21 protein-coding genes are annotated in these 25,283 nt (G+C 44.9%); 12 read left to right on the top strand and 9 right to left on the bottom strand.

All coding sequences use genetic code 11. The features are described 5' to 3' along the window. Positions 1-24 precede the first annotated feature (24 nt). Complete coding sequence (locus tag KFE26_RS01080; RefSeq protein ID WP_212599380.1) at positions 25-483, top strand: GNAT family N-acetyltransferase; 459 nt, start codon at positions 25-27, stop codon at positions 481-483. A gap of 120 nt (positions 484-603) precedes the next feature. Here the strand turns inward: KFE26_RS01080 and KFE26_RS01075 are convergent, their stop codons facing one another. After that, positions 604-1,671 carry a tartrate dehydrogenase gene (locus KFE26_RS01075; RefSeq protein WP_212599379.1) on the bottom strand — a complete coding sequence of 356 codons (1,068 nt, stop codon included), beginning with the start codon at positions 1,669-1,671 and terminating at the stop codon, positions 604-606. Positions 1,672-1,767: 96 nt separating this feature from the next. Here KFE26_RS01075 and KFE26_RS01070 point away from each other — a divergent pair, with 96 nt between their 5' ends. Continuing rightward, entirely contained in the window at positions 1,768-2,682 is a 915-nt protein-coding gene (locus tag KFE26_RS01070) for a LysR family transcriptional regulator (protein ID WP_212599378.1), read from the top strand. A 263-nt stretch (positions 2,683-2,945) separates the two neighbouring features. Continuing rightward, complete coding sequence (locus KFE26_RS01065; protein ID WP_249195545.1) at positions 2,946-4,088, top strand: glucosaminidase domain-containing protein; 1,143 nt, start codon at positions 2,946-2,948, stop codon at positions 4,086-4,088. A gap of 203 nt (positions 4,089-4,291) precedes the next feature. On the opposite strand, the gene KFE26_RS01060 is transcribed toward KFE26_RS01065, so the two are convergent. The 6 genes from KFE26_RS01060 to KFE26_RS01035 form a co-directional block, all read right to left on the bottom strand. Then, entirely contained in the window at positions 4,292-6,346 is a 2,055-nt protein-coding gene (locus KFE26_RS01060; RefSeq protein WP_212599377.1) for a toxin-antitoxin system YwqK family antitoxin, read from the bottom strand. A 241-nt stretch (positions 6,347-6,587) separates the two neighbouring features. Beyond that, positions 6,588-7,400 carry a glutamate racemase gene (murI, locus tag KFE26_RS01055; RefSeq protein ID WP_212599376.1) on the bottom strand — a complete coding sequence of 271 codons (813 nt, stop codon included), beginning with the start codon at positions 7,398-7,400 and terminating at the stop codon, positions 6,588-6,590. A gap of 300 nt (positions 7,401-7,700) precedes the next feature. Next, the gene (locus tag KFE26_RS01050) at positions 7,701-7,841 is read right to left on the bottom strand and encodes a hypothetical protein (RefSeq protein WP_212599375.1); all 141 of its coding nucleotides are present in this window, start codon (positions 7,839-7,841) and stop codon (positions 7,701-7,703) included. Positions 7,842-8,242: 401 nt separating this feature from the next. Further along, complete coding sequence (locus KFE26_RS01045) at positions 8,243-9,199, bottom strand: FRG domain-containing protein (RefSeq protein ID WP_212599374.1); 957 nt, start codon at positions 9,197-9,199, stop codon at positions 8,243-8,245. 736 nt (positions 9,200-9,935) lie between these two features. Further along, positions 9,936-10,388 carry a hypothetical protein gene (locus KFE26_RS01040; RefSeq protein ID WP_028761683.1) on the bottom strand — a complete coding sequence of 151 codons (453 nt, stop codon included), beginning with the start codon at positions 10,386-10,388 and terminating at the stop codon, positions 9,936-9,938. Positions 10,389-10,687: 299 nt separating this feature from the next. Beyond that, a complete protein-coding gene (locus KFE26_RS01035) occupies positions 10,688-11,611 on the bottom strand; it encodes a LysR family transcriptional regulator (RefSeq protein ID WP_168822696.1) in 924 nt (307 codons plus the stop codon). A gap of 118 nt (positions 11,612-11,729) precedes the next feature. On the opposite strand from KFE26_RS01035, the gene KFE26_RS01030 reads away from it, so the two are divergent. Together KFE26_RS01030 and KFE26_RS01025 are read left to right on the top strand one after the other, a co-directional pair. Beyond that, positions 11,730-12,419: an SDR family oxidoreductase gene (locus tag KFE26_RS01030; protein WP_168822697.1), complete on the top strand. Its 690-nt coding sequence runs from the start codon at positions 11,730-11,732 to the stop codon at positions 12,417-12,419. A gap of 98 nt (positions 12,420-12,517) precedes the next feature. Beyond that, positions 12,518-13,705 (top strand): MFS transporter, encoded by a 1,188-nt coding sequence (locus tag KFE26_RS01025; protein ID WP_168822698.1) that lies wholly within the window; start codon positions 12,518-12,520, stop codon positions 13,703-13,705. A gap of 383 nt (positions 13,706-14,088) precedes the next feature. Here the strand turns inward: KFE26_RS01025 and KFE26_RS01020 are convergent, their stop codons facing one another. After that, complete coding sequence (locus tag KFE26_RS01020; RefSeq protein WP_212599373.1) at positions 14,089-15,135, bottom strand: hypothetical protein; 1,047 nt, start codon at positions 15,133-15,135, stop codon at positions 14,089-14,091. Between the two features lie 134 nt (positions 15,136-15,269). Then, on the bottom strand, positions 15,270-16,301 hold the full coding sequence (pyrC, locus tag KFE26_RS01015; RefSeq protein WP_212599372.1) for a dihydroorotase: 1,032 nt from the start codon (positions 16,299-16,301) through the stop codon (positions 15,270-15,272). A gap of 352 nt (positions 16,302-16,653) precedes the next feature. Between pyrC and KFE26_RS01010 the strand changes: the two genes are divergently transcribed. The 7 genes from KFE26_RS01010 to KFE26_RS00980 all read left to right on the top strand — a co-directional run bounded on the left by KFE26_RS01010 (position 16,654) and on the right by KFE26_RS00980 (position 25,007). Continuing rightward, entirely contained in the window at positions 16,654-17,916 is a 1,263-nt protein-coding gene (locus tag KFE26_RS01010) for an efflux RND transporter periplasmic adaptor subunit (RefSeq protein WP_113941198.1), read from the top strand. Positions 17,917-18,025: 109 nt separating this feature from the next. Further along, positions 18,026-18,289 (top strand): hypothetical protein, encoded by a 264-nt coding sequence (locus KFE26_RS01005; RefSeq protein ID WP_028761690.1) that lies wholly within the window; start codon positions 18,026-18,028, stop codon positions 18,287-18,289. 99 nt (positions 18,290-18,388) lie between these two features. Continuing rightward, positions 18,389-19,138 carry an ABC transporter ATP-binding protein gene (locus KFE26_RS01000; protein ID WP_028761691.1) on the top strand — a complete coding sequence of 250 codons (750 nt, stop codon included), beginning with the start codon at positions 18,389-18,391 and terminating at the stop codon, positions 19,136-19,138. 11 nt (positions 19,139-19,149) lie between these two features. Further along, a complete protein-coding gene (locus KFE26_RS00995) occupies positions 19,150-20,460 on the top strand; it encodes an ABC transporter permease (protein WP_212599371.1) in 1,311 nt (436 codons plus the stop codon). A gap of 10 nt (positions 20,461-20,470) precedes the next feature. Next, complete coding sequence (locus KFE26_RS00990; RefSeq protein WP_028761693.1) at positions 20,471-21,670, top strand: FtsX-like permease family protein; 1,200 nt, start codon at positions 20,471-20,473, stop codon at positions 21,668-21,670. 123 nt (positions 21,671-21,793) lie between these two features. After that, positions 21,794-23,272, top strand: a complete 1,479-nt coding sequence (locus tag KFE26_RS00985) for a sigma-54 dependent transcriptional regulator (RefSeq protein ID WP_212599370.1) — start codon at positions 21,794-21,796, stop codon at positions 23,270-23,272. A gap of 46 nt (positions 23,273-23,318) precedes the next feature. Continuing rightward, entirely contained in the window at positions 23,319-25,007 is a 1,689-nt protein-coding gene (locus KFE26_RS00980; RefSeq protein ID WP_212599369.1) for a PAS domain-containing sensor histidine kinase, read from the top strand. Positions 25,008-25,283 lie beyond the last annotated feature (276 nt).

The following is a 25,283-nucleotide window of genomic DNA, read 5'->3' as shown; positions in this document are numbered from 1 at the left end:
TACTTAATTTCAAGGAGTGCGCTAATGTCCAGCCAATCACTAACAGTAACCATTGATATGGTTAAAGAAACAGACTATTCACTCTGGTTACCACACTGGCGTGATTACCAGACTTTTTACAAAGTGGCGTTATCAGAAGCGACCACCCAAGCCACGTGGCGCCGATTCTTCGATGACCAAGAACCTATTTATTGCGCCGTCGCAAGAGAGGGCCAAAACTTACTCGGTTTTGTACACTATGTTTTTCATCGTTCTACTTGGGCCGAAACGGATTATTGTTATCTTGAAGACTTGTTTGTTGCCCCAATGGCAAGGGGTCAACATGTTGGAAAACAATTGATTGAGCATGTAAAGCAAGCGGCCATTGAACACAACTGCGCGCGCCTGTATTGGCATACACAGGAAACAAATTTAACCGCGCAAAAACTCTATAACTGGATTGGTGAAAAACCGGGCGTTATTGAGTACAGAATGCCGCTATAACTGTCATAAACGCATTAACGGGCTAGCTTATTAATGTATTTATTATCAGTGACTTGATAGTCTAAAATCCTTTCAATCCTAATGCTAAAGGGCTTTTAGCATTAGGTTTTAATGCACGTTTTAATTGCGACTAATCGCAGCGATCACCGCATCGGTCAGCTCCCGAGTATTCGCCGTTCCGCCCATATCGCGGGTTAAAGACTGCTTATCTTTCAATACGTTTTCTATCGCGCTGAGTATCAGGTCGTGCATTGCGCCATAACCTAAATGTTGCATCATCATAGCGCCCGCCCAAATTGTGCCTAAAGGATTGGCAATACCTTGGCCTGCAATATCCGGCGCCGAACCATGAACTGGCTCAAACATCGACGGAAATTCATTGTTTGGATTGATGTTCGCCGAAGGGGCAATGGCGATAGTGCCAGTGCACGCAGGGCCAAGATCAGACAGGATATCGCCAAACAAATTTGAGCCAACAACCACGTCAAAATGCTCGGGTTTCAGCACGAAATTTGCCGTCAGAATATCGATATGATATTGGTCGACCTTAACATTGGGATACTGTTTTGCCATTTCCCCGACGCGACTATCCCAATAGGGCATAGAGTGAAATATGCCATTGGATTTGGTCGCCGAGGTTAAGTGCTTTGCCTCGCGGCTTTGGGCTAAATCGAAGGCATATTTTAAGATGCGATCTGTGCCGCGACGGGTAAAAATGCTCTGCTGGGAGACAATCTCATGTTCAGTGCCTTCATATTGAATGCCGCCGACGGCGGAATATTCGCCTTCCACGTTTTCACGTACTACATAAAAATCGATATCGCCGGGCTTTTTGCCTGCGAGTGGGCAGGGCACGCCTTCAAATAACCGAATAGGCCTAAGGTTCACGTATTGCTCAAAGGCTCTGCGGATCGGTAGTAGCAATCCCCAGAGTGAAATATGGTCGGGAACTCCTGGAAATCCAACAGCGCCTAAGTAGATGGCATCAAAGGATTTTAGTTGCTTAAGTCCATCCTCTGGCATCATGCGACCGGTTTTATGGTAGGTTTCACAGGACCAGTCGAAGTAGGTCCACTCAAATGTCACACCTAAGATTTTTCCTGCGGCTTCGAGTGTGCGTATCCCTTCGGGGATCACTTCTGTACCTATGCCATCTCCGGCAATTACGGCGATTTTTACCTTAGACATCTTCGACTCCAATAGGGGATTCTGCGTTTTTTGTATGTTATTCCATATTCGTATCGTGTATGAATAGGCTAAATGTTTTGTTAAGGATTACGAATCGTGAGTCAACTGCCGCCACTTGAAGATTTACGGGTCTTTGTTATCGCCGCAACAAGCGGGGGATTTACAGCCGCTGCGGAGCAATTATCTTTTTCTCCAGCGTATGTGAGTAAACGCATTGGCCTATTAGAAAAAGCGCTCGGAGTGCGCTTGTTTCTGCGTTCTGCCAGAAGTGTCAGCCTCACCTTAGAGGGCAAGATTGCCTTGGAATGGTCCGAACGTTTGCTCGATACCATGGAGCAAATGAGCCTTGAAATTAGCTTAGAGCAGCAAGTGCCACGGGGGCGATTACGTATCGCAACTAGCACAGGATTTGGCAGCCACTGTATTGCGCCGATTATTTCAGACCTCGTGTTCCACTATCCCGAATTAGAAGTTGATTTAGAGTTGCTCGACCGCCCGGTCGATCTGGTCTCTGAAGGTTTTGATCTGGAGATCCGTGTCGGTGGCGAATTGCCACCGCAAATGATAGCTAAGCGTCTTGCGAGTAATTATCGGGTATTGGCGGCATCGCCGACCTATATCGACACGCATGGTATGCCAAACAATCTCGCTGCATTAGCCGAGCATAAGTGCATAGGGATCCGCGAGCGCGATCAAAACCATAGAGTGTGGCGATTGGAAAGTACGGCTGGCATAGCCTCGGTTGATTTAGCGGCTTCCTTGATGACCAACAATGGCACAGTCGCTAAGCAGTGGTGCCTTAAAGGCCACGGTATTATGTTGCGCTCCATCTGGGATTTACAGCAAGATTTCTTAAGTGGCAGATTAGTCAGAGTACTCCCCGAGTATCATCAATCCGCTGAAATTCATGTAATTTATGCTTCACGATTAGAAACGTCTGCCAAACTTCGCACCTGCGTTGCCTATCTTGAAGAGACATTACCTCGTTTTGCTGGCACTGGAATAAGTTGATTTTATTTCGCCAAGCTCTATTGGCGAGTGAACGCTCGCTATTTTCATATTGAGTTTAAATAAATCAAGGTGTTGGATTTAATTGCTGACATTGGGTCAAGAGGCGGCCAAGAAGGCGCTCGTCCTATTCTCCTTAAAAAATGATCGTAATAGGTCATTTTGTATATCTATTAAGCAAACTGTCAGGTTTTTACTGTTACCTTACGCCCCCGATGTATTGGCTAATCCCATTGCTACCGTTTTACCTCAGTTAAAGAGATACCATGTTTATAAAGTTTAAGCTTCTCGTTGCTATGCTCGCACTCATTGCTTTGTCTGTTTTATGCTCTTCGGTGTATGTGCAAGAAACGCTAGCGACTAAGCTGATTTCAAATAGGCTGCCAGTTGATACTCTTAGTTTTCAGTCTCAGACGGCTTCCAATCCTTTAGTTGCCAGTCAGAGTGCTCTGCATCATATGCAGAGTTTGCCAAAACTGATGACGACTTCCTTGGTGCAAGCGAATCAAGGTGCTGTTGCAAACCCAACGGTTGCTGAACATTTCTCATCCCCAAAAATGCTTGAGCAGTTATCCTTCGACAATCCAGAGGCTAAACAACTGAGTCTGAATATCAGTTCTCTCGATGAACTCATGGGCTTGTTTGACTCGCTTAATTACACGCCAGAAAGCTTTCGTGATGGTAATAAATCGGTCCCTAGATTGACCTTTGATGCCGTGGGAGAGGGCTGGAGTTCAGTGTCAAGCCAACTCCCGGTGAAGCAAAAGAAAATGGTGTTTCTTAGAATGATTGCCCCTTTAGTCTTATTGGCGAATGAGAAAATTTTACAAGAAAGACAGGTCATTATGTCTGCCCCCCTCGATGATATTGCGTTATTAGCCTTAGGGGTAAAGTACAAAGTAATAAGCACTGAAGATAAACCGCTGTTAGAAGCCCAAAGACAAATGCTACTTAAAAGGGTGGATATCCTGCCGCCATCGTTAGTGTTAGCTCAAGCGGCAAAAGAAAGCGGTTGGGGCACATCGCGATTTGCCCGTGAAGGTAATGCATTATTTGGGCAGTGGGATTTCAAGGGTAATGGTATGGAACCTAGGCAAAAGCGCCAAGGTTTAGGCAATTATGGTTTAGCACGATTCGATACACCATTTGCTTCAGTAGAAGGGTATTTGTTGAATTTGAATACCCATAATGCTTATCAGAAGATGCGAGATTTTCGTGCCCAATCAAGACAAGCTAATCAAGCTGTGACAGGCTCTGCACTCGCAGGGACGTTAGACCGATATTCGGAGCGTGGGCACGCCTATGTTGAGGCGATTCGTCAGATGATCCGCACCAATAAGCTATATCTGGTGGATGATATTTATTTAAGTGATGACGCCCCATTACATCTATTAACAAGAACAAACTAAGCGATTGGTAAAATAACCATTTTTACTTAGCCTGAATAAAGCGCACTTTAATTAGGCTTATATAGGTCAATTTAATCAAGGGCATCCGCATTACCCTATATCCAAATTTTAAACTTTGCCTTTTTGCTGGTAATTGTCTTCAAGGTCTTGAGTTAACCATTAGGATAAAAGGAGAAGCAGTGCCTGATGTTCGATATTAATGTTTACCTTTCTGTAATCGCATAACTGCCATCTGTGTTATAGCGGATGATAAACCCCTTTTTGTTACCATCATGGTAATACTTCAGGGACAGTAATCGATCCTTGTTATCGATTTCATATGTCCAGCCACGTTGCTCATTGTCGCTGTAATTGGACAGTGAATAACCGCCATCCTTCTTGTAGCGGATGCTGATTTGACTGTCTTGCCCCTGTTCATTATTTTGCAGCTTTTGGACATGTCCCTCTTCATCGAATTCATATTCTTTGATGAGGTTGCCATGATGGTAGTCAGAAAATTTGTATAATTTTCCTTTACTATCATAATAATATTGTTCCCCATGCTTAATTGATGGCGTATTTCTATAGGAGGAATTCACTATATCCTTACAGTCATTGCTATAGGGTTTTTCTCGCATAATGCACTCGTCCTGAGAGGGTTTGACTGGCAGGGTTTCGTCATATTCATAATGACTTAACTCCATAAGCCTATGATTGTGGTTAGGATCAAAAATAGCCTGCATGCCATGGTACTCACCTTTGCGATAGTGCCTAATGCCGCTAACTACATCCTGTGCTGAGTACCAAATACTCTGACCATCGAGCAGGCCCTGTTTATAATACTTATTGGCAAAGAGCACATTTTCATCGCTGATTAGTTTTTCTTCACCTTCGCGTAATCCATTGAGATAAGTCACTTCGATCCGTGATTTCTTGTCAGTTTTAAATACCCAAGGGCCAGTGCGCTTGCCATCAAGGTAAGCCCCGTTACCCACATAGTTGCGGTATTCGCCAAGCGAGACTTTATCTACCCAAGGGCCTTGTTTAATGCCGTTTTGATAGTGACCTTTATTGCCATTGCTCTCAAGCCATTCACCGTCTTTGACGCCGTTGCGATAAATGCCTTTTTCAGACAATCGCTTATCTCCTGTGTCTGCGCCATATTCGGGCTCATAGATTTCATATGGGCCATCGAGCACTCCTTGATTGTAATGGGCAAAACCGTAGTTATCTGCCTCATCGAACATGGACTGTGCAATCCATTTACCTTGCTTTTTACCGTCAAGATATTCACCTTCCCAATAGCTTGCTTGGCCGTCAGCCTCCATCCATTTACCGACTTTTTTGCCTTGTTTGTACTGACCATTCAACATGATATTGGCATTACGGTTATCGTAGGCGATATAGGGGCCATCGAGCACACCTTGGGCATAATGACTTTCAAGCGCAAGTCCAGCCCAAGAACCACCGAGATTCATATAATCATAAGCTGGGCCCGTTTTTGGGATCTCACCCTCACCGCTGTTTAGCCAGTCCACATCATCGGCTTCAAAGACAACGCTCACCAACACAAAACTGCCCTGTTGTTCGCGATAATCATTGCGATAAAAGTGGGTCACTAAACTGTATTGATGCTCGCGGCCTTGGGCATCTTTATCTTTGCGGGTGAGGGGATAACGTAATTTATATTCGTCCGCGGTTTTCACATCGGCGGGTAAACCTTTAGCATTGCGATAGCCGATTAAGGTTGGTTTGAGCTTGGTTGATCCATCGATAATCGCTTTAATTGCAGGATCTTCAATCGCCTCAACATCATAGGTCATGCGATATTGCTGCGGCGGAATTTGGTTTAACACTTTGTGGGTGTCGCTGACGGTAAATGACGATAACGTCGGGGCGACTTCATCTAGCACAACTTGAAGGCGTGGTAGCTTAGTGAGCTTTGAATCCTCAAAACCATAACCCCGTAAATGCTGACCATCAGCATCTTTAAGCATGACCACGACTTCTTTGTCGCCACCCTTATCAAAGTCATAGTAAAAAACTGCCACAATTTCAGCCGCACCATAATCATCAAGATGTACGCCGGGCGCATCGCCGTCGGACATTTCGCTCCACACTTGATTGTCTTTTTGGTGGAAATTAAGCCATTGGCCATTTGGTAAATCGACAGTGGGATGGATGGCTTTGCCCGCAGCGCTTGCCGCAGGAATAACCGTTAAAGAGGATAACAACATCATGCCCGCTGCAGTGAATAAACTGCGAATCGAAAGTTCCATTTAACTACACCTTTTACACCGATAACTTGCGCCTCATGCGCACCAGTAAACGGGCCGAATTTTATGCGAAGACAAGCACTTCAGGAAGTAGCTGATACAAAAAAGGCCGCAATAGCGGCCTGTTAAGATCCAACATTTAACAATCAGCGATGCGATATAGCATTTATTTCGCGGGTGTCTTTTAGGGTAATCATTTAGATTTTATTGAAAACGGGTTTTAAAAGAAAATGAGCTAAAAATATTACAATAACAGCTGCTTAAATTTAATGGGGCACTGAAGCAGTGCTTCAATTTTGCTTTGTTTCGCTTGTTCTGAATCTACATTCCCAGTGGTGTAAAACGTTATTTCTGGATCGAGTATCGGGCTACACGTTTGGTGTTCGATTTTCAACAATGAGTGCGTTCGATTAGCAATGGCTAATCCAGAATCAATGACGGTAACCTGGTGGGGAAGGGCATTTTTGATTTCTGCATTGATAAGTGGAAAGTGAGTACAAGCCAGCACTAATACATCGGTATTAAACGCATCGGGTTTGCTAAAAATACGCTGAATTTCCTGAGTTACAATGTCGGGATCAAACCCATTGCCGAGAAGTTTTTGCTCTGAGGCGAGAACCAGCACTTCAGAGTCTTCTACTAAAACCTTACATTCTGTGGCGAAATTCGTGATCAGCATCTTCACATAAGCTGAGTTCACCGTGGTGTGAGTGCCAAGTACCATCACTACCTTTGATTTTGATAACGAAGCGGCAGGTTTTATCGCAGGGACAACGCCGACAATAGGTATATTGAGTTCAGCACGAAGTAAGTCTAGCGCAATGGTACTCGCAGTATTGCAGGCGATAACGATGATATCGGGTTGAGTCAGTGAGCTTGCTTTGGATATAACGTCTAAAATTCGCTTTTTTAGTATATCGTGCGGCTTTTTTCCGTAAGGGAAAAAGCCAGCGTCAGAGACGTAACTCAGCCGTATGTTGGGGATTCTCTTTTTTATTTCGGCCGCGACAGTTAGTCCACCTGAACCTGAATCAAAAACTAATATTGAGCTATCCATTGCACCTACCTTCACATAATCAACACATTTAATTTTGCCATAGACACAGGAGCGTTAGTCGAATTGGCATACAGCTTCAAGAGGCGCATTTTGCTCTTTCAGCCTATTTTGATCAATGAGGATATGTTTGGTTAAGACTTTTTCGTAAACAAAAAATCTTTTGGTGAGTTAATGCAATCTACCGCAGGGTGAGATTATGAATACTCAGTTTTGTCCGCAGTTTAGTTGGGATGCCAACTTAATCCTTCGTGCGTTTGTAAATATTGCTGGAGCTTTATTCCGTATATCCATTAAGCACTATCATTCCAGTGACACGCCGACTTTGGTTTTAAAATAGTCCGTCCATGAGGGCTCGATGGCGGCATCTGCTGTATAGGACATACTAATGTCGCGATCACATGGATGTGAATAAGCGAACATGCCACGGACGGTCACTTCCATGATAGTGCCTAATTTGGTTAATTCCTGTGTATGTCTGATAGTTGATTTGATGTATTTCTAAAATAGAAATCAAAGTCGTGGGGCTTCACCCCACACCCGACCAAGGAGGACTGCTCGTCCTATCCTCCTTGGATGCTCCATGACGCCCCTAACGGAGTTGAAAGCCCCTTGTGCTCATTGCCAAATTTGCTATCGCTTTCGAAGGATGCGTCCCTGCACCTGCGAAAGCTAGCCAGCCATCCATGGCTGGACTCACGCAATTTGCCTATTCGCCCAGCGGCAACTCCGAGGGGATAGTGTATTCCTCAGACTCTGGTGTTATTGGTACATTATTAAGGCATAAAAGCTCTATAAGTTCAGTTTCTTAATTTAGAACGTTGTAAAGTGTTATTTAGCTAGAATTACCACCTTTGTTCAAACAGTGAATAGCTTTTAATATGTTTCGTTTGATATTCAAGTTCAGGAAATAAAGTTGCTTCGTATATTCCGCAATATTTAAGTTCATTTAATATATCTTCCTTGAACTTAGCTGGGATAATGAAGGAATGTGAAAATTTATCAAATTCATCGTTAACTTTAACATATTGTTGGTTATACAATATTTTACCTGTATGGCAGGTAAAGCAACCTTGTTGTGTGACTAATCGTTTGTTAAGGCGTTTTGGTGTGTACATGAATCCAGCATGTTTTATCTGTTCATGGGCTCCTCCATTGATTGCTTTACAAATCAAATCAACCCCTTTGTCAGATAGCTGGCCATGATATTTCTTTTCTAATTCTAAAAAATCATCAAAACGTAATCCATTAAAGAGAATCTGGTTATTTAAGAATTCAAGATGATCTTCGCGGATGGAAGATGCGACCTGTTTAAAAATATTATCAAAGTCATCTGCATCATTATATTCTATTAATTTGGTGAGAAATATTTTACCAAAATCAAAGTTGTAATAATCGAAATCAAATATATCGTCTACAAAATCGGGTAAAAAAAAGAGTTTACCATCAAGGTTATTTTCTGTTGAGCACGCAAAATAAAGAGCAACTAATACATTTTCCGTCCAATCGAGAAGTCTTGTCGGTAAGCCATAGTGTTGGGCATAAGTAAGAAGCTCTAAAACATCGGTATGACGTTCTCTTGCTTCTGGATGCATCCTTACAAACTCATCGATGAGCATGTTCTCATCATAGTATTTTCCGTCTATTGGCCTAAATAAACTAGGTACAAGATTGTGGCGGGCGTTAGATTGTCCCCTAAACCACCATTTCTTAGAGTTATTTGAAGTTTCTGTCTTTGCTAATTTAATGGCATCAGCCACACACGATATTACTTGCTGGTTTTCTGTATCCGAGTTCGGCAATTTGCAACTCCATTTGTAGTGGTATATTAAACTTGGCTATTTAATAAGAAAGACTATGAATTTACTCATAGAACTCGACAACCTAGCTTTGCAAAAAGACGGTTCTGGTGCAACTCCTTTTGATTATTAAGATGAGTTGTAATCACCTTGCACTACAGGAATACGCTATTCTCTACGAAGTTGTTGAAATATATTGATAAAAATTACGTGGCGACATCATGGATGATGGCGTAGGCTCGGGGGCACATTCTGAGCCGTTAGGTGATTTTTATTGGAGTATGAGACTGGTTACTAAGGTGTTTACGGAGATATGAGTCATTTAGCTACAGACTACTCAAGTGTTGACGAAATTAAGCACTTGCATGTAAGTGGCCGTTGGCGGCATGGATGCCGTCGTCGAGCCCTCAGGGATGAGTTGATGGCGTGTCACTGGAATGTAAGTGATTAATTTTATGCATACAAAATAAAGAACTAATCACTCTCTTAAAGAGGGAGTTGCTGTTAATTCCCTCTTGGTTGGCTCTTGATTTAACATCAGAGGTCAAGCTCACACGACTTTGACTTTTTTTAAAATTATAAAAAAAACCAATCAATTGGTTGCAAAACTCCATATGGCTTGAATCAACTCATCATTAATCTCAAACACCATCACTTCAAAGAGATAATCTTTAATCTCACTAATGCGTTTGCCCAACAACGATGGCTCAGCACATCGTTGTCAGACATCTACTGAATGTTACTTCGCGGTAATTGAGCCTTGAGTTCCTGCATCGGTATCAATCCACGAGCTGTCTTTATTCATGCTTGCATCAGGGTAAATGGTGAACTCCACCATGCCTTGTTTGAATTTGATTGCGCCATCACTATGGCTCGATTTTACGTGTTTACCATTAACCCAAACCTGATTTTTATCATCGATTTGAATGTTGGCAACCGTCGCGCCTGAGCTGGCGGTTGCAAGCCATTGTCGGGCATTGGGAATGATTACCTTAGCGTCATCTGCGGTTTGGGACATGGCGCTTGCCTTAGCATTTTCCTCTTTGGTTTTGTGGATATCGCAGCCTTGGGCTTCTGACATTTGGGTGCAGCCAGAGCGCTCGAGTAACTTGCGATATTCGTCGTTAATGGCGTAGCTATTTGCCGATATTAATAGTGCAATGCTTGCTGTGATGATGATTTTAGTGTTCATGAGTTCCCTCGTTAGTATCAAGTTGTTAATCGCTCATTGCTAGTTTGCAGTGTGAGCTGATGGTTAATTGTAGAGGGTGCTTAGCAATTTTCTATTGGGCAAAAGTACATTTAATTCTATGCCGGGTTTAGCCGTAATGACCTTACCGCTATTGCTGTTTACATTGCGGGGCATAAGCCATGCGCTGTTTACACGCAATCCTTGCGAGGTGATGCGTTAAAATACAGTTGATCACATCGATAAAATACTTTGCGTCTATTGGTTGATGCAGTTGCCCCCGTTTGCTCCATGTTTAGCGATTAATGCTCCAGCTGCTTTTCAAATTGTTCGAACAGAAAATCTAAGAATAATCGCAGTCGTTTGGGCTGATATTGGCGGCTGATGTATACCACGTTGAGGTCGGCACTTGAGACTGTGGTCGAGCTATTAAAGTTTTTCATGTAGCCATTTAAAACTGTCACTAAGCGTTGCTGATTAATGTCATTTTGCACATCGAGCAGTGATTTTAACGCGATCCCCGCGCCTTCTAATGCCCAGCAACGGATCACTTCGCCATCATCAGAAAACCGTTTTGGGGTGACAGTGACTGAGTTGCGGCCTTCTTGGTCTTGAAAGTGCCAAGTTTTGAGCTCTTCATTACTGCGCAGCATAGCGAGGCAATCATGATGGCTGAGGTCTTGCGGTTTAACGGGAGTGCCTTTACGCGCAAGGTATTCCGGGGATGCGCACAGCACCCGTCGACTTGGTGCGAGCCGCCTTAAAATCAGATTGCTGTCAGTTAAATCACCGTAGCGAATAACGACATCTATGCCCGATTCGGCAATATTAGACAAATTATCATTGAGATACAGATAGGGAACGATATCGGGGTAGCGGTCGGTGAAGGCGGACAAAATCGGCAGTATATATTGTTTGCCTATATCTTTTGGCGCAGCAATTTTTAAGGTGCCTTTGACCTCTTTTACCCCATTCTGCAGCAAATTTTCGGTTTCTTTTACATTTTCGATAATCCCCAAGCATGCTTGGTGATACAGGGCCCCAGAGTCTGTGAGTGACAGATGTCGAGTACTTCGATTGAGCAGCTTAACCCCGTAGCGTTCTTCAAGTGCTTGTAAGCGCGCCGTGACGGTTGCTGGAGAAAGTCCGAGCTCGCGACCCGCCGCTGCCAACCCTTGATGTTTCACTATGCTGATAAACAGCGCCATATCTGAAAATTTATCCATTTTCACTTCTATTGTTTGTCTGGGCTGAATAATGAATTCATATATTAATCAATTATCAAAATATGTCGAATGAATATACTGGCTCTACTAACCAATCAGCAGTACAGAGAGTAGTCACATGAGCAGCCATATCAGTAATCAGATTAGCAATCAGAGCAATAGCGATAAAGCTGTGGTTGTCATCATCGGCGGAACATCAGGAATAGGGGCTGCGCTTGCTAGGCAGCTAACGGCAGACAACCAGATTGTCCATGTCGCCAGTCGTCAAACAGGCGTAGATGTGGCGGACGAACAATCGGTAAATCGATTTTTTGAATCCATTGGTGCGTTCGATCACTTAGTGATCACCGCGGGTTCTTCTGCGCCAGCTGGCAAGGTCGTTGATGTCGATATTCAACAAGCTAAAGCGGCTTTTGACACTAAGTTTTGGGGTTCAATCAATGCTACAAAACAGGCGGTTCGTTACATTAAACAAGGTGGTTCTATCACACTAACCACTGGGATGCTGTCACGAAAAGTGGTCGCTAATACCTATGTTAAAAGCACAATGAACGCCGCCTTAGAAGCCTTTACTAAGGTGCTCGCTAAAGAGCTTGCCCCCATTAGAGTCAACGCCGTTAGCCCTGGATTAACAAGAACCGGGTCAATGCCAGCGCAAACGGCGATGTACGAACAAGCCAAAACCACATTGCCTGTGGCAAAAGTGGGTGAGCCGAGTGATATCGCTATGGCCTATTACCTTGCCATTAACAACAGCTTTATGACTGGCGCCATTATCGATGTTGATGGTGGCGCGCTGATTAACTAATGCGCTGAATAAATAGTGCTTTTACCCATGATTGCACCGAGCTGATAACACATCGCCGGTATGTTCCCTACACAAAATTTAAAATAAGCGAGATTACAATGAACAAGGAAAAAATGCCGTTACAAGTGTGGATACTAACGCTAGCAGCGTTTGCAATTGGCACTGCAGAGTTTGTGATTGCTGGTATCCTGCCACAAATTGCCACGTCTTTGTCTATTAGTGAAGGTCAGGCAGGGTATTTGATCAGCGCCTATGCATTGGCAATTGTGTTTGGTGGTCCTATCCTCACGATTTACTTGGCGCGGTTCAATAAAAAAACCGTACTGACCAGCTTAATGGTGCTGTTTATCTTGGGTAATTTGCTGTCGGCATTTGCCCCCAATTACACCTTGCTGATGATTAGCCGAGTGATTACTGGCTTAGTTCAAGGCCCATTTTATGGCATAGGTGCCGTAGTGGCGACCAGTTTGGTATCTGAAAAAATGGCCGGACGTGCTGTGGGTCAGATGTTTGCGGGTTTAACCTTAGCTAACGTATTGGGTGTACCAGGTGGCACTTGGATTGGCTTGCAATTTGGTTGGCAAACCACCTTTATCACAGTCGCGATATTGGGCGTTATCTCAATCGCGTCTATCTTCAAGTTTATTAATGCGACCGGCCATGGTGAAGCTAAAAATGTTTCGGCTCAGCTGCGAGCGTTTAAAAACCCTATGTTGTTGATTAGTCTTGCTATCACAGTGTTTGCTTGGTCCGGTTTTATGACTGTTTACGGTTATATTGCGCCAATTGCGATGCACATTACGGGTTTTAGTGAACATGCAGTAACGTGGATTTTAGTTATCGTCGGCTTAGGTTTGATATTGGGTAACACTTTAGGTGGGCGTTCATCGGATAAAAACCTGCAGAAATCGTCGATGTTTTGGGCGATAGCCATGATAGTGTCGCTGCTACTGGTTGGTTTCGCGCTGGACAGCAAAGTGATGTTTGTGATTGCCGTTTTTGTCTTTGGTATCGCTTCGTTTGCTAATGTTCCTGCGATGCAGTTACGGGTAATGAATCACGGTGGTGAAGGCCAAGAGTTGGCAGCAACCGCTAATATTTCAGCCTTTAACCTAGCTAATGCGTTCGGTGGATTTTTAGGGGGGATGGTGCTGGATAGCCAGATGGGCGCAGGCATGATCCCTTATGCAGCAGTGATTGTCCCTGTGCTTGGCTTAGTGTTTATTTCGATGGTAAACAAACGTGAGACACGTGCCGCGAATGCTGTAGCTGTGCCTAGTATTTAAATGTGGTAGAAGGTCTGATTACTTCTGATATAGGCTGCCATTTATTTTAGCTAAAATGCTCAATGTAACTCATTGAGCATTTTGTATTTTAGGCTCAAATGTAGCTGACCTTTGTGATTCTGCAAGATTGATTCATCTATCGTCTATCTTGCTTAATTTATATTCGGACTAGACACACTTTTAAATTCCACTTAATAACTGGCCATGTTAAGCATCAGAAATATGCCAACTCCCGGCGAAGCTACTAATCAATACCTGTAACTTCGCTAGGGTGAGTGCTGTGTAGCAGTGTTACGAACGAGAGTCAGGGATGGCGAACTGGCAGTTAGGCATCATCGCCATGACTGCTTTCTTTCCCTCTAGTATTTTCTCAGTTAAGTACACTATTCCAATAGCTTAAGTTGTGTTTGTCCCCATTGGGTGGCATAGGGCATCGTTTCTTGCGGGCTGAGGACAAACTCATTTTCACAGCCATCGCCGCGGGGCGTTTCCCAGAATTTGATCCCCTTTGGCTCAAGGGTGAGCTGGTAATATCCTGAGCCGTCTGATGTGGGGCATTCTGCGTCCGGTGCTTTGCCAGCAAACAATTTGTCCCTTAATGCAGGGGGTAAAGGATGACTCATACCCTCGAGCATGCTTTGTGGTTGAGTATCGGCGAGAAACCATTGCCATGGGTGGAAAGGTTTGCCGTCGGTAAGGGAGAAACTCACAAATTCTTGGCTGATACCATTGGCGCCATAACCTGCCGCCCAGCGATATAGGCGCACACTGAGCCAATGCTGATTAATAAAAATCGGTTCGGCAAAGGTTTCGTCAGTCACAAAACTGCCCATTTGTGCCAGCATTCTGCGGCGAGTATCAAAGGTTTGTGCTAGTTGGGCTTCATCGGTGAGCTTATGTTCAAGCCATTGATTAATTGCCAAGATACCCGTTTGTGGGCCTTTAAATTCGATACCCACATCTGTGCCAAAAGTCAGCGGGCGATACTCAATATTTTCGTAGTTTTGCCATTTACCTCGGCTGAGTTTTGGCGTGGTTTCTAGCGGTAGATTGTAAGCATCGGCACCACAATCCTCGACCTTATCTGGGCTGATTTCTCGCTCAAGTTGCACTGGTAATGATTTACTCGCGGTATCTTTAAACCAATGGCCGCTCAGTTTTTGTGGCGTGACACTATCAAACTGCCAATTTCCTGTATTGCCTTCTTCTTTCCACAGTTCATCTTGCTGCTCGAGTCTTATCGGCGTTAAGTAGCGTTGATAGTAATAACTGCCTGTTCCATATTGATTAAAACAAATTCTGACCTTGCTTTTACCTAACTGTCCCTGCCAGATCCCTGTGAGTTCATTGGCCGCAAAGGTCGGCAAAGAGAGCGTGGCGGTCAGCAACAGGCTTGAAGATAAAACGGAGAATAACATCCTTGTGGGCATACTGATTTTCTCTTAAAAGGTGATAAGTAAGGGCCGTATTCTAAGCGCTGGATACTGACCGATTGTGGATTAAAAATCAAAACGAACGGATAAAAAAGTCGCCCGTAGGCGACTTGATGTTAAAGACTTAAGGCTTATTTAACTTGCCAATCAATGGCTTCTCCAGCACGGATTGGCACTACGTTAGTATCGCCAAGCGGGTAAGTGGCAGGGACATCCCATGACTCTTTGACCAGCGTGATGGTATCGGTATTGCGTGGCAGATGGTAAAAGTCTGGGCCGTTAAAGCTTGCGAACGCTTCGAGTTTATCCAGCGCATTGACCGACTCAAATGCTTCGGCATACAGCTCAATGGCGGCATGAGCAGTGTAGGAGCCCGCGCAGCCACAGGCCGCTTCTTTCTTATCCTTGGCGTGTGGCGCTGAATCTGTACCGAGGAAAAACTTCTTGCTGCCGCTTGCCGCTGCACCTAACAACGCCTGCTGGTGGGTGTTGCGTTTTAAAATCGGCAGGCAGTAAAAATGCGGACGAATACCGCCAGCCAGCATGTGGTTACGGTTATACAGCAAATGGTGGGCCGTGATAGTCGCGGCCACATTGTCTGAGGCTTGAGTGACAAAATCGACTGCATCTTTGGTGGTGATATGCTCAAGCACGATTTTAAGTTCTGGGAAATCGGCGACAATTTTACTGAGGATATTTTCAATAAAGACACGCTCGCGGTCGAAAATATCAATGGCTGAATCTGTGACTTCACCGTGGACTAAAAACAGCATGCCGACTTCTTGCATGGCTTGGAGTACGGGATAGATGTTTTTAACATCGGTTACGCCGGAATCTGAGTTAGTCGTCGCGCCCGCTGGGTAGAGTTTAGCGGCGACAATTTTACCCGAGGCTTTGGCCTTGCGGATTTCATCTGGGCTGGTTTTGTCGGTTAAATACAACACCATCAAAGGTTCGAATTGTGAGCCCGCGGGCACCTGCGCTTTAATGCGATCGTAATAGGCCAGTGCGGTTTCGGTATCGATAGCGGGGGGCACTAAGTTTGGCATCACGATGGCGCGGCCCATATAGCGGCTGATGTCGCGCACTGTATCTTTAAGCTGGGCGCCGTCTCTTAAGTGAATATGCCAGTCGTCTGGGCGAGTGATTGTTATTGTAGTCATAGGGTTTGGTCTTTTGATCGTTTTTGCTGCGAGGGTGGCGGGATCTTATGTGGCAAGGATTTTACTGTAAAGGGAAACTCGGCTGTTTTGGTTAATAAATCTAGATTCTAGACCCTAGAATCTAGGAACTGCTTTTTCAATCGGACACTTTTCATTTCACTGCTGCGGACACTTTTAAATAAAAGCGCCAGTGTCCGCGGACACTTTTATCTGTAATTTTTTATTAAGATTATGAAAGTAAATGATTTTACTTGTTTGGCATAGGCTTTGCTAACTCTAGGGTAGAGATTTCCAATAGTGTCCGTTGATACGTTCCGGCACTGATGATTCCAACAGGGAAGCGAGTAAAGCCATGATTAAAGATACTAGCGGCCAAGATACAGTACTTGTGCCATCGACCTCTAAACGTCTTAAGTTACCGCTGATCATTGGCGGTTGCGCCTTATTAGTCAGCGCCTTAGTTTGGGCGAGCTTGGGCACTGATAGCGTGAGCAAATCCCTTAGCCGCAGCGACATCACTACCGCAAAACTCTTCGTTGGAACGTTAACCCGCGATGTGGCGACCACAGGTAAAATCGTGGCGGCCAATGCGCCTATTTTGTATAGCACAGAGGAAGGCACAGTGACCCTGCTCAGCAATCCTGGCGATACTGTTAATAAGGGCGATGTGGTCGCCAAACTCGATAGTCCAAGACTCACTAATCAGCTAGAGCAAGCCAAGTCCCTATTAGCGGGTATGGAGAGTGCATTAGAGCGCGCTAAGTTGGATGCAAGACGCGATCAATTACAAGCTTATCAAACCTTAGATATCGCAACGGTCGATCTTGAAGCGGCGGATAGGGAAAGCCGACGCGGAGAGGAACTGATTCAAAGTCAGCTTATTGGCCAAATTGATTATGAAAAGGGCAAAGATGATTTACACAAAGCCAAGCTGAAGTTTAAGCATGCCGAACAAGAAGTTGCGTTAACGAAAGATACGTTAACCTTTGAAATTAAAAATAAAGCCCTAGAAGTTGAGCGTCAAACTCTCGCGGTGCGTGAATTAGAACGCCAAGTCGATGCCTTGAATATTGTTGCACCTGTTAACGGCATTATCGGTAACTGGATTACCGAGCAGAAAACCCGTCTTAGCGCTAACCAACCGATTTTAACCGTCGTGGATTTAAGCGCCTATGAGGCTGAGTTAGCCGTGCCTGAGTCCTATGCGGATGATCTGGGTTTAGGCATGGAAGTCGAGTTGAGTTTTGGCAGTATTAAGTTAATGGGCAAGTTATCGTCGATTTCCCCTGAAGTGCGTAACCGTGAAGTGACCGCTAGGGTGCAATTTGACCAAAGCGACAGCCTAACACTGCGCCAGAATCAACGCATCTCGGCCAGAGTGTTATTAGAGCACAGACCCAATGTTCTTATGGTAAAACGCGGCGCCTTTATGACCAGCGGTGGGGGTAATGTGGCTTATCAAATCGAGGGCGATTTAGCCAGTCGTCGTGAGGTTAAGCTCGGTAGTACTAGCCTGAGCCAAGTCGAAGTGCTTGATGGTGGCAAAGCCGGAGATGAGTGGGTCATTTCAAGTGTTGATCCCTTTAATCACGCCGAACAGGTCAGGATTCATTGATGACCGATATTCGTAAATTATTAAACAACCAATTTGATGAATTTAACAGCGCAGTGATCAAGGTGAATGACGAAACCTGCTGCGACATGGACAAGAATAGGAGCCGGATATGCGTGATAAACAATTTGATATCAGCGTGTTGATGTCATCCAAAATGTTTGGAGTACTAGCCTTATTATTACTGGTGGTTGCGGTGGAATTAAGTATCGGTGAGGCCAATAGCTGGTTTTTCCTCGGACTCAATTTGTTGGAATGGAGCAATCCTTTGGATGAGTTTCGCCAAGTGGGTGAGGTTTCTACCGAAACTGCCAACCTTATGCTGGGCGCTTTTATGTGGTTTTTAGAGTGTGTCGTTGAGCCATTCTTTGGCTGATAAAGGTGTGCTGATTACGGTCGTACATGAGTCGATGCCTAAGGTGTAGACGCAGAGTCTAGGCGCAAAAATAGATTTGATTATTTAAAGGAAATTAACATGTTATCAATGAAGAATGTGAGCAAGGTTTTTAAAACGGATTTAGTAGAAACTCACGCCCTGCGCGATTTTAACCTCGAGGTGAACGAAGGCGAATTTGTCGCTGTCACAGGTCCTTCTGGCTCGGGTAAAACTACCTTTTTAAATATTGCAGGTTTACTCGAAGGTTTTACCCACGGTGACTATTTTCTCGATGGGATTAACGTGTCTAACTTGAGCGATAACAAGAGCGCCACTATCCGGAATGAAAAAATTGGCTTTATTTTCCAAGGTTTTAACTTAATTCCCGATCTTAACTTAGCTGAGAATATTGAAGTGCCGCTGCGCTATCGTGGTTTTAATGCCAAGGAGCGTCAACGTCGTGTACAAGAGGCATTAGAGCAAGTGGGCTTAGCTTCACGGCTCAAACATTTACCTACTCAGTTGTCGGGTGGACAACAACAAAGGGTGGCGATTGCTCGTGCTTTGGCGGGGGAGCCACGCTTCCTACTCGCCGACGAACCTACGGGAAACCTCGACAGCCTAATGGCACGTCAAGTGATGGAATTACTCGAAAATATCAATCAAGCGGGCACGACCATTATCATGGTGACGCACGATCCTGAACTCGCTCGCCGCGCCCAACGCAACATTCAAATTGTTGATGGTCAAGTGTGTGACTTTACTATGTATCATCAAGGTCATCGACATGTCAGTGACATCACCGCTGCGACTGATATCGACAAACTTGTCGCCAACGCCGACCGTTAAGGATATGCATTATGTTCTTTTATTATGTTGATTTAGCTTGGCGCAGCATTAAGAAAACCCCAGTGCTGTCGCTGTTGATGGTGTTGGCGATTTCGATTGGTATTGGTATCACGATTACTACGTTAAACGTGTACAAAATGATGTCATTTAATCCTGCGGGTGAACGCTCTGATGAGTTAAATGCGGTACAGCTTTGGAGCCAAGGTCCTGATTCTTGGGATGAGTTAAACTCGTTAGTGACTTACCAAGACGCGATGAATCTGCGCAACAATACCTTACCTAAACGCCAAGCTGCGATGTTTCGCACTGGGATGGCAGTGCAAACGGAGGATGCCAATTTTGCGCCTATTTTAGAAAGCATTCGGGTGACGGACAGTGACTTTTTTAAGCTGTTTGACGTGCCATTTTTGTACGGTAATGCGTGGGATAAATCCGTCGACACTGAACCTGCTTATCAAGTGGTGATTAACGATAAACTCAATCAAAAGTTGTTTGCGGGTCAAAACAGTGTTGGCAAAGTTATCTATCTTAATCGTAAACCTTATCAAGTGGTTGGGGTGATTGATGCTTGGGATCCTAAGCCTAAATATTATGATCCCACTAACGGTGCCTTTAACGACACGGAACAAATTTTTGTGCCGTTTTCGCTGACGCCTATCGAAGAGTTTGATATATGGGGTAACACGTCAGGTTGGAAGTTTGAGACGATGAATAGTTACAGTGATCGCCTTAACTCTGAAAAAGTGTGGCTGCTGTATTGGGTTGAGTTACCAAATAAAGACGCAGTAGCCAGTTACCGTTCTTGGCTCAGCAATTATGTGGCGGAGCAAAAAGCCCTAGGCCGTTTTACGGATAATAAATCTGCCGCTGACTCAGTCAAAGTATCCGATGTGGCAACTTGGCTTGAATACAATCATGTGGTGCCCGAAGACAATAAAATCTTGGTTGGCTTGAGTGTGCTGTTTTTAAGTGTTTGTTTAGTCAATATATTAGGTTTAATGCTGACAAAGTTCCTCAAGCGAGCTCCCGAGGTGGGAGTGCGCCGCGCTATTGGTGCTAGCCGTGGTCAAATCTTCGCTCAATATATGGTTGAAGTGGGCATGATTGGCTTATTCGGTGGTTTGCTTGGACTCGCTTGGGCCTACGCTTCGCTTTATGGGTTATCGGCCCAGTTTGAGGTCGCGAAGGGCTTAACCCATTTATCGGCGAGTATGTGGATTATCACCCCAGGTATTGCGGTAGGCACAGCCTTGTTGGCTGGCTTGTATCCCGCATGGGTAGTGTGTCGTACTAAACCTAGCGTTTATCTTAAAAGCCAGTAAGGGACTCATTATGTTGCATATTAAACCTATTCTCAGCAGTTTATTGCGCAGTAAAAGCGGTCCAGTCTTACTGCTTATTCAGATTATCTTGTCTGTGGCGATTGTGGCGAATGCGAGCTTTATTATTCAAGAGCGTTTAGCTCTGATGCAGCGTGATTCGGGGATTAAAGAGTCAGAAGTCTTGACCTTTAGCTTGTTCAACTTTGATCCATTGATTGATAAAACCGCGCAAAACAAAATTGATCAGCAAATTTTGCGGGGGCTACCCAATGTGATTGATGCGACCTCAACCAATATGTTGCCGTTAAGCGGTGGCGGCTGGTCGAGCACGTTAAATCTGGGCCCCGACCCAGATAGCGCTAAATCGACACCGCAATTTGCCATGTATTTAGGGACAGATCACACCATTGAGACCTTAGGCATTAAGCTGATTGAGGGACGTAACTTTTACCCCCATGAACTTAAGGATAACCTCGATAGCCCAAGCCGATTAGCGATCATCTCCAGTGTGTTAGCCAAAGCCATTTGGCCTGATGAATCCGCACTTGGCAAAGTATTGTACGAGGGCAAGGATGCACAGATCACTGTGATTGGCGTAGTCGAAAAACTGCAAGGCGCGTGGATTGACAGTTCTAGCCTTGAAAACAGCGTGATTCAAAATGTGGATTATGGCAGCAGTTCTTACATGGTACGGGCCAAACCTGAGTTTCACGCCGAGCTTAAAGACGCGATAAAAAAAGCGCTGCTGGCCGAGAATCCAAACCGCGTGCTCGATGGCTTTAAGTCAATCGAGGCCTTAAAAGATAGTTCATATCGCGATCATAAATTGATGATTACTGTGCTAACTATGATGGTGGTGTTGCTGCTGCTTATCACCTCGCTCGGTTTAACGGGCATGGTGATGTTTAATATCCAGCGCCGCACTAAGCAGATAGGTACCCGCCGCGCATTGGGTGCTAAAAAGCGCGATATTATCAGTTACTTCCTTGTGGAGAACTATTTGATTTGCTTAGCGGGAGGCGTGCTGGGCGGCTTGTTAGCGATACAGTTAGGCCAACAGTTAATGAAAATCTATAGCTTGCCTATGTTGGACTTAAGCTACCCACTAATTACTGTGGCAGGTTTGTTTATTGTCACCACGTTAGCGGTTTACTTACCGGCGCGTAAGGCGGCAAATATTTCGCCAGCAACCGCAACTCGCAGCGTATAGCGGAATATTTGATGTTACTCAAGGTACGATAAAAGCGCGACAAAAGTGCGATAACAATAGGATGTTATTGCACTTTTTGTTACTTTACGGTTAACAGTTTCACTTAGGACAACACTCACACTTATGGATACTATCCTTATCGTCGATGACAATCATGCCATCTGCCAAGCCCTAGGTTTGATGCTAGAACTCAATGATTATCGGGTGCTGATTTGCCACAGTCCAGAGGATGCCCTTGGGTTATTGACGACGCAAGATGTGGATTTAGTGATCCAAGATATGAACTTTACCCGAGATACCACCTCGGGTGAGGAAGGTCGGCAGCTGTTTTACGCCCTGCGCGAACGCCAAGGGGATTTGCCGATTATTTTGATGACGGCGTGGACCCAACTCGAAACCGCAGTTGAATTAGTCAAAGCGGGCGCTGCCGATTATATGGGCAAACCTTGGGATGACGCTAAGCTACTCAATAGCATCACTAATCTGATTGCGCTTTATAAACTCTCCCGTGCTAACCACCGCTTGGAGCGGGTGAATCATCAACGCCAAGTGGCGATCGCCGATGCGGATCTCTGCGGTATTGTCTTTGGCAGCGGTGCTATGCAGCGTTGCATTGATTTAGCCTTGCAACTGGCACGCTCCGATGTGTCGGTCTTGATCACTGGCCCCAATGGCGCGGGAAAAGACAAACTCGCCGATATTCTCCACGCCAATTCCCCCTTAAAAAACAAACCTTTCATTAAGGTTAATGTCGGTGCTTTGCCGATGGATTTATTAGAGGCTGAGCTGTTTGGTGCCGAGGCGGGCGCTTTTACTGGCGCGACTAAAGCACGTATTGGCCGTTTCGAAGCGGCTGACGGCGGCACGCTGTTTTTAGATGAAATTGGTAATTTGCCGTTATCTGGGCAAGTGAAATTATTGCGGGTGCTACAAACTGGCGAATTTGAACGCTTAGGAAGCCATAAAACCCAGAAAGTAAAAGTGCGGGTGATCAGTGCGACCAATGCGGATCTGGCCCAAGATATCGCCGAAGGGCGATTCCGTGAGGATTTGTTTTACCGCTTAAACGTGATTGAACTGGCATTGCCACCGCTGAATCAACGCACCGATGACATTTTACCTTTAGTGCAGCATTTTATTGGCAGCGATTTTAGCTTGAGTAAACCTGCGTTGCAGGCGTTATTACAGCACCGCTGGCCGGGAAATGTGCGCGAGCTTGAAAATGCCTGTAAGCGAGCGGTATTGTTGGCGCAAAGCCATGTGTTGACGGAAGCTGACTTTGGTTTGGCACCTGTTGCGAGTGTTATAAAATCTGCTTCCAGTGTTTCGGCTGTATCTGAGTCGCGGCTATCTGGCTTGAGACAGTTTGATCCTCAGCCTGTTTATTTGCCGGCTTCCATCCCCGTAAATACCGCATTTTATCATGAGTCTGTTCGTGCCCAAGTGTCGGATGCCAATGAGGCGATAGACGTGAGTCGAGAAGATATCGAAGCGGCGTTAAAACAGTATCATGGCGTAATTGCTCGGGTAGCAAAAGCGCTTGGACTCAGTCGCCAAGCGCTGTATCGGCGGATGGACAAGTTTGGTTTAGATAAGTCATAGGCTAAGTGCAGATGCTAGGGTAAAGGCTATCGATTAAGGAATCAGAGTGTTAATTCGAACTAAACTTATCATTTTTTCAATGGCTTGCTGCGCCTTTGGCGTCTTGCTGAGTTTTGCTTTGGTGAAGTATATTTCACCCGATGCTTCGTCTGTTGCCACGTCTAACACGATTGAAATCCCTGATGTTAATGTGCAACTCGATTTTGCGGAGCTTGAGAAAACGGTCGCCTCCATCGAACTCGCCCTTAACAATAGTGAGCAATTGCAGGAGGCTGCGGCGATGCAAGCGCACCAGAGGGCCGAGCAGATTAAAGCCGAGCTGCAAAAGCTTGAACAACTTAAACAAGAGCAGTTACAAATAAAACTCTTCAAGTTAGAACAACTTAAAGAAGGGCTGTTTAATTCTATTCCTCATGTGGTTGAGCCTTTACGTGTAGAACCGCTATCCATTTTACCGCCCAAAGCACCTGTATCTCCTGCGATATCTGCTGAGATAGCTAAGGGAGAGCGTGTATCGAGTTTGACCTTAGGTGAAGGTTTGTTCGTGTTGTTTCTCGCTTGTACTGTCTGTGGTTTAGGTATTGCTTGGTTGACTCGACATCTCGGCCGCAGTTTAGATTCCCTTGAAGTCGGCTTGCTAAATTTTAGTGATAATGACTTTAGTGTGAGTATTCCTGAACATGGCGAAGGTCAGCTCAAAACCTTAGCGCAGTTATTTAACCATTCGGCGGCAAAATTGCGCCAAGAAAGGCAGTACATTTACCAGCGGGAGTTATTACTGGATAAGGTGATTCAAAGTTCTCCCAATGTGATGTTGTTACTGGACGATCATCAGCGGCTCATTTACGCCAATGATGCGGCGCGTCACCTATTCCATAAAAAGGGCAGAATGGAAGGCTTGAGCTTAGATGAATTGCTGGTGGATTTGCCCGAAGTATTGGCCTTAGCGCTTAAACATGAAAAGAACGGACTCTTCGCCATGGGTGAAGATGATGTGGAAACTTGGTATTTAAGTCGCGGCCAATTTTTATTGAATAACCAACAGCATAACTTGATTTTGCTCAAGCAGATGACCCGCGAGCTCAATCGTCAAGAGGTGGCAGTATGGAAAAAAGTGATCCGCATTATTAGCCATGAACTCAATAACTCAGTCGCGCCCATCGCCTCTATGGTGAACTCCGGCCGACTGCTCACCAAAGATATTGATAATCCGAAGTTAACTTTGATTTTCGATACTATCGAGAATCGTACCAGTCATCTAAGCCAGTTTATCTTCAACTATGCCCGTTTTGCTAAGTTGCCGCTCCCGCAACGGCGTCAGGTGAATTGGGGGCAATTTACTGCCCAGTTAACTCAGCATTATCCCTTTAAACTCATTCATGAGTTACCTGAGGTTGATGGTTTTTTCGATCAAGGACAGATGGAGCAAGTGCTCCTCAATTTACTTAAAAACGCCCATGAATCTGGCTCAAACCCCGAGGATGTCACTCTATCGATTCGGTATCAAACCTTAGTGGATGGTGGAGGTTTTAGTATTGTGATTGAGGATCGCGGCGCAGGTATGTCTGGTGAAGTATTAGAACAGGCGCTACTGCCGTTTTACTCAACAAAACAATCGGGTACAGGCTTAGGTTTACCTTTGTGCCGTGAAATTATCGAAGCTCACGATGGCAGTATTAGCATGCATAATCGCAGTGACGGTGGCCTGTTGGTTCGACTATGGTTGCCACAATAATGCTCGCGTTTTGAATTAACACCGTAATGCGACTCTTAAGTCGCATTTTTATTGCTTATCTTATCCGCTTGTTTAATGCATAACTCCTATCCTCAACAGCCTCTTGGCGTATTAGCCAAATGGGCTATTTTTGCATTTTTACCTTAGCTCTTCGGGCTAATTTGCCCCTCAGCGTAATGACGGGAGATCTTTAACCCTGTTAACCTGTTTTATCGAAAATTTGCGTTAAAACTCACCTTGTTCTAACAGAGGTTAGTGCGGTTTTTAAGGTTCGAT

Origin of the sequence: Shewanella sp. M16 (genome assembly GCF_018224605.1) — a bacterium.
Lineage (GTDB): Bacteria > Pseudomonadota > Gammaproteobacteria > Enterobacterales > Shewanellaceae > Shewanella > Shewanella oncorhynchi.
This window is presented reverse-complemented; position numbering and strand designations above follow the sequence as displayed.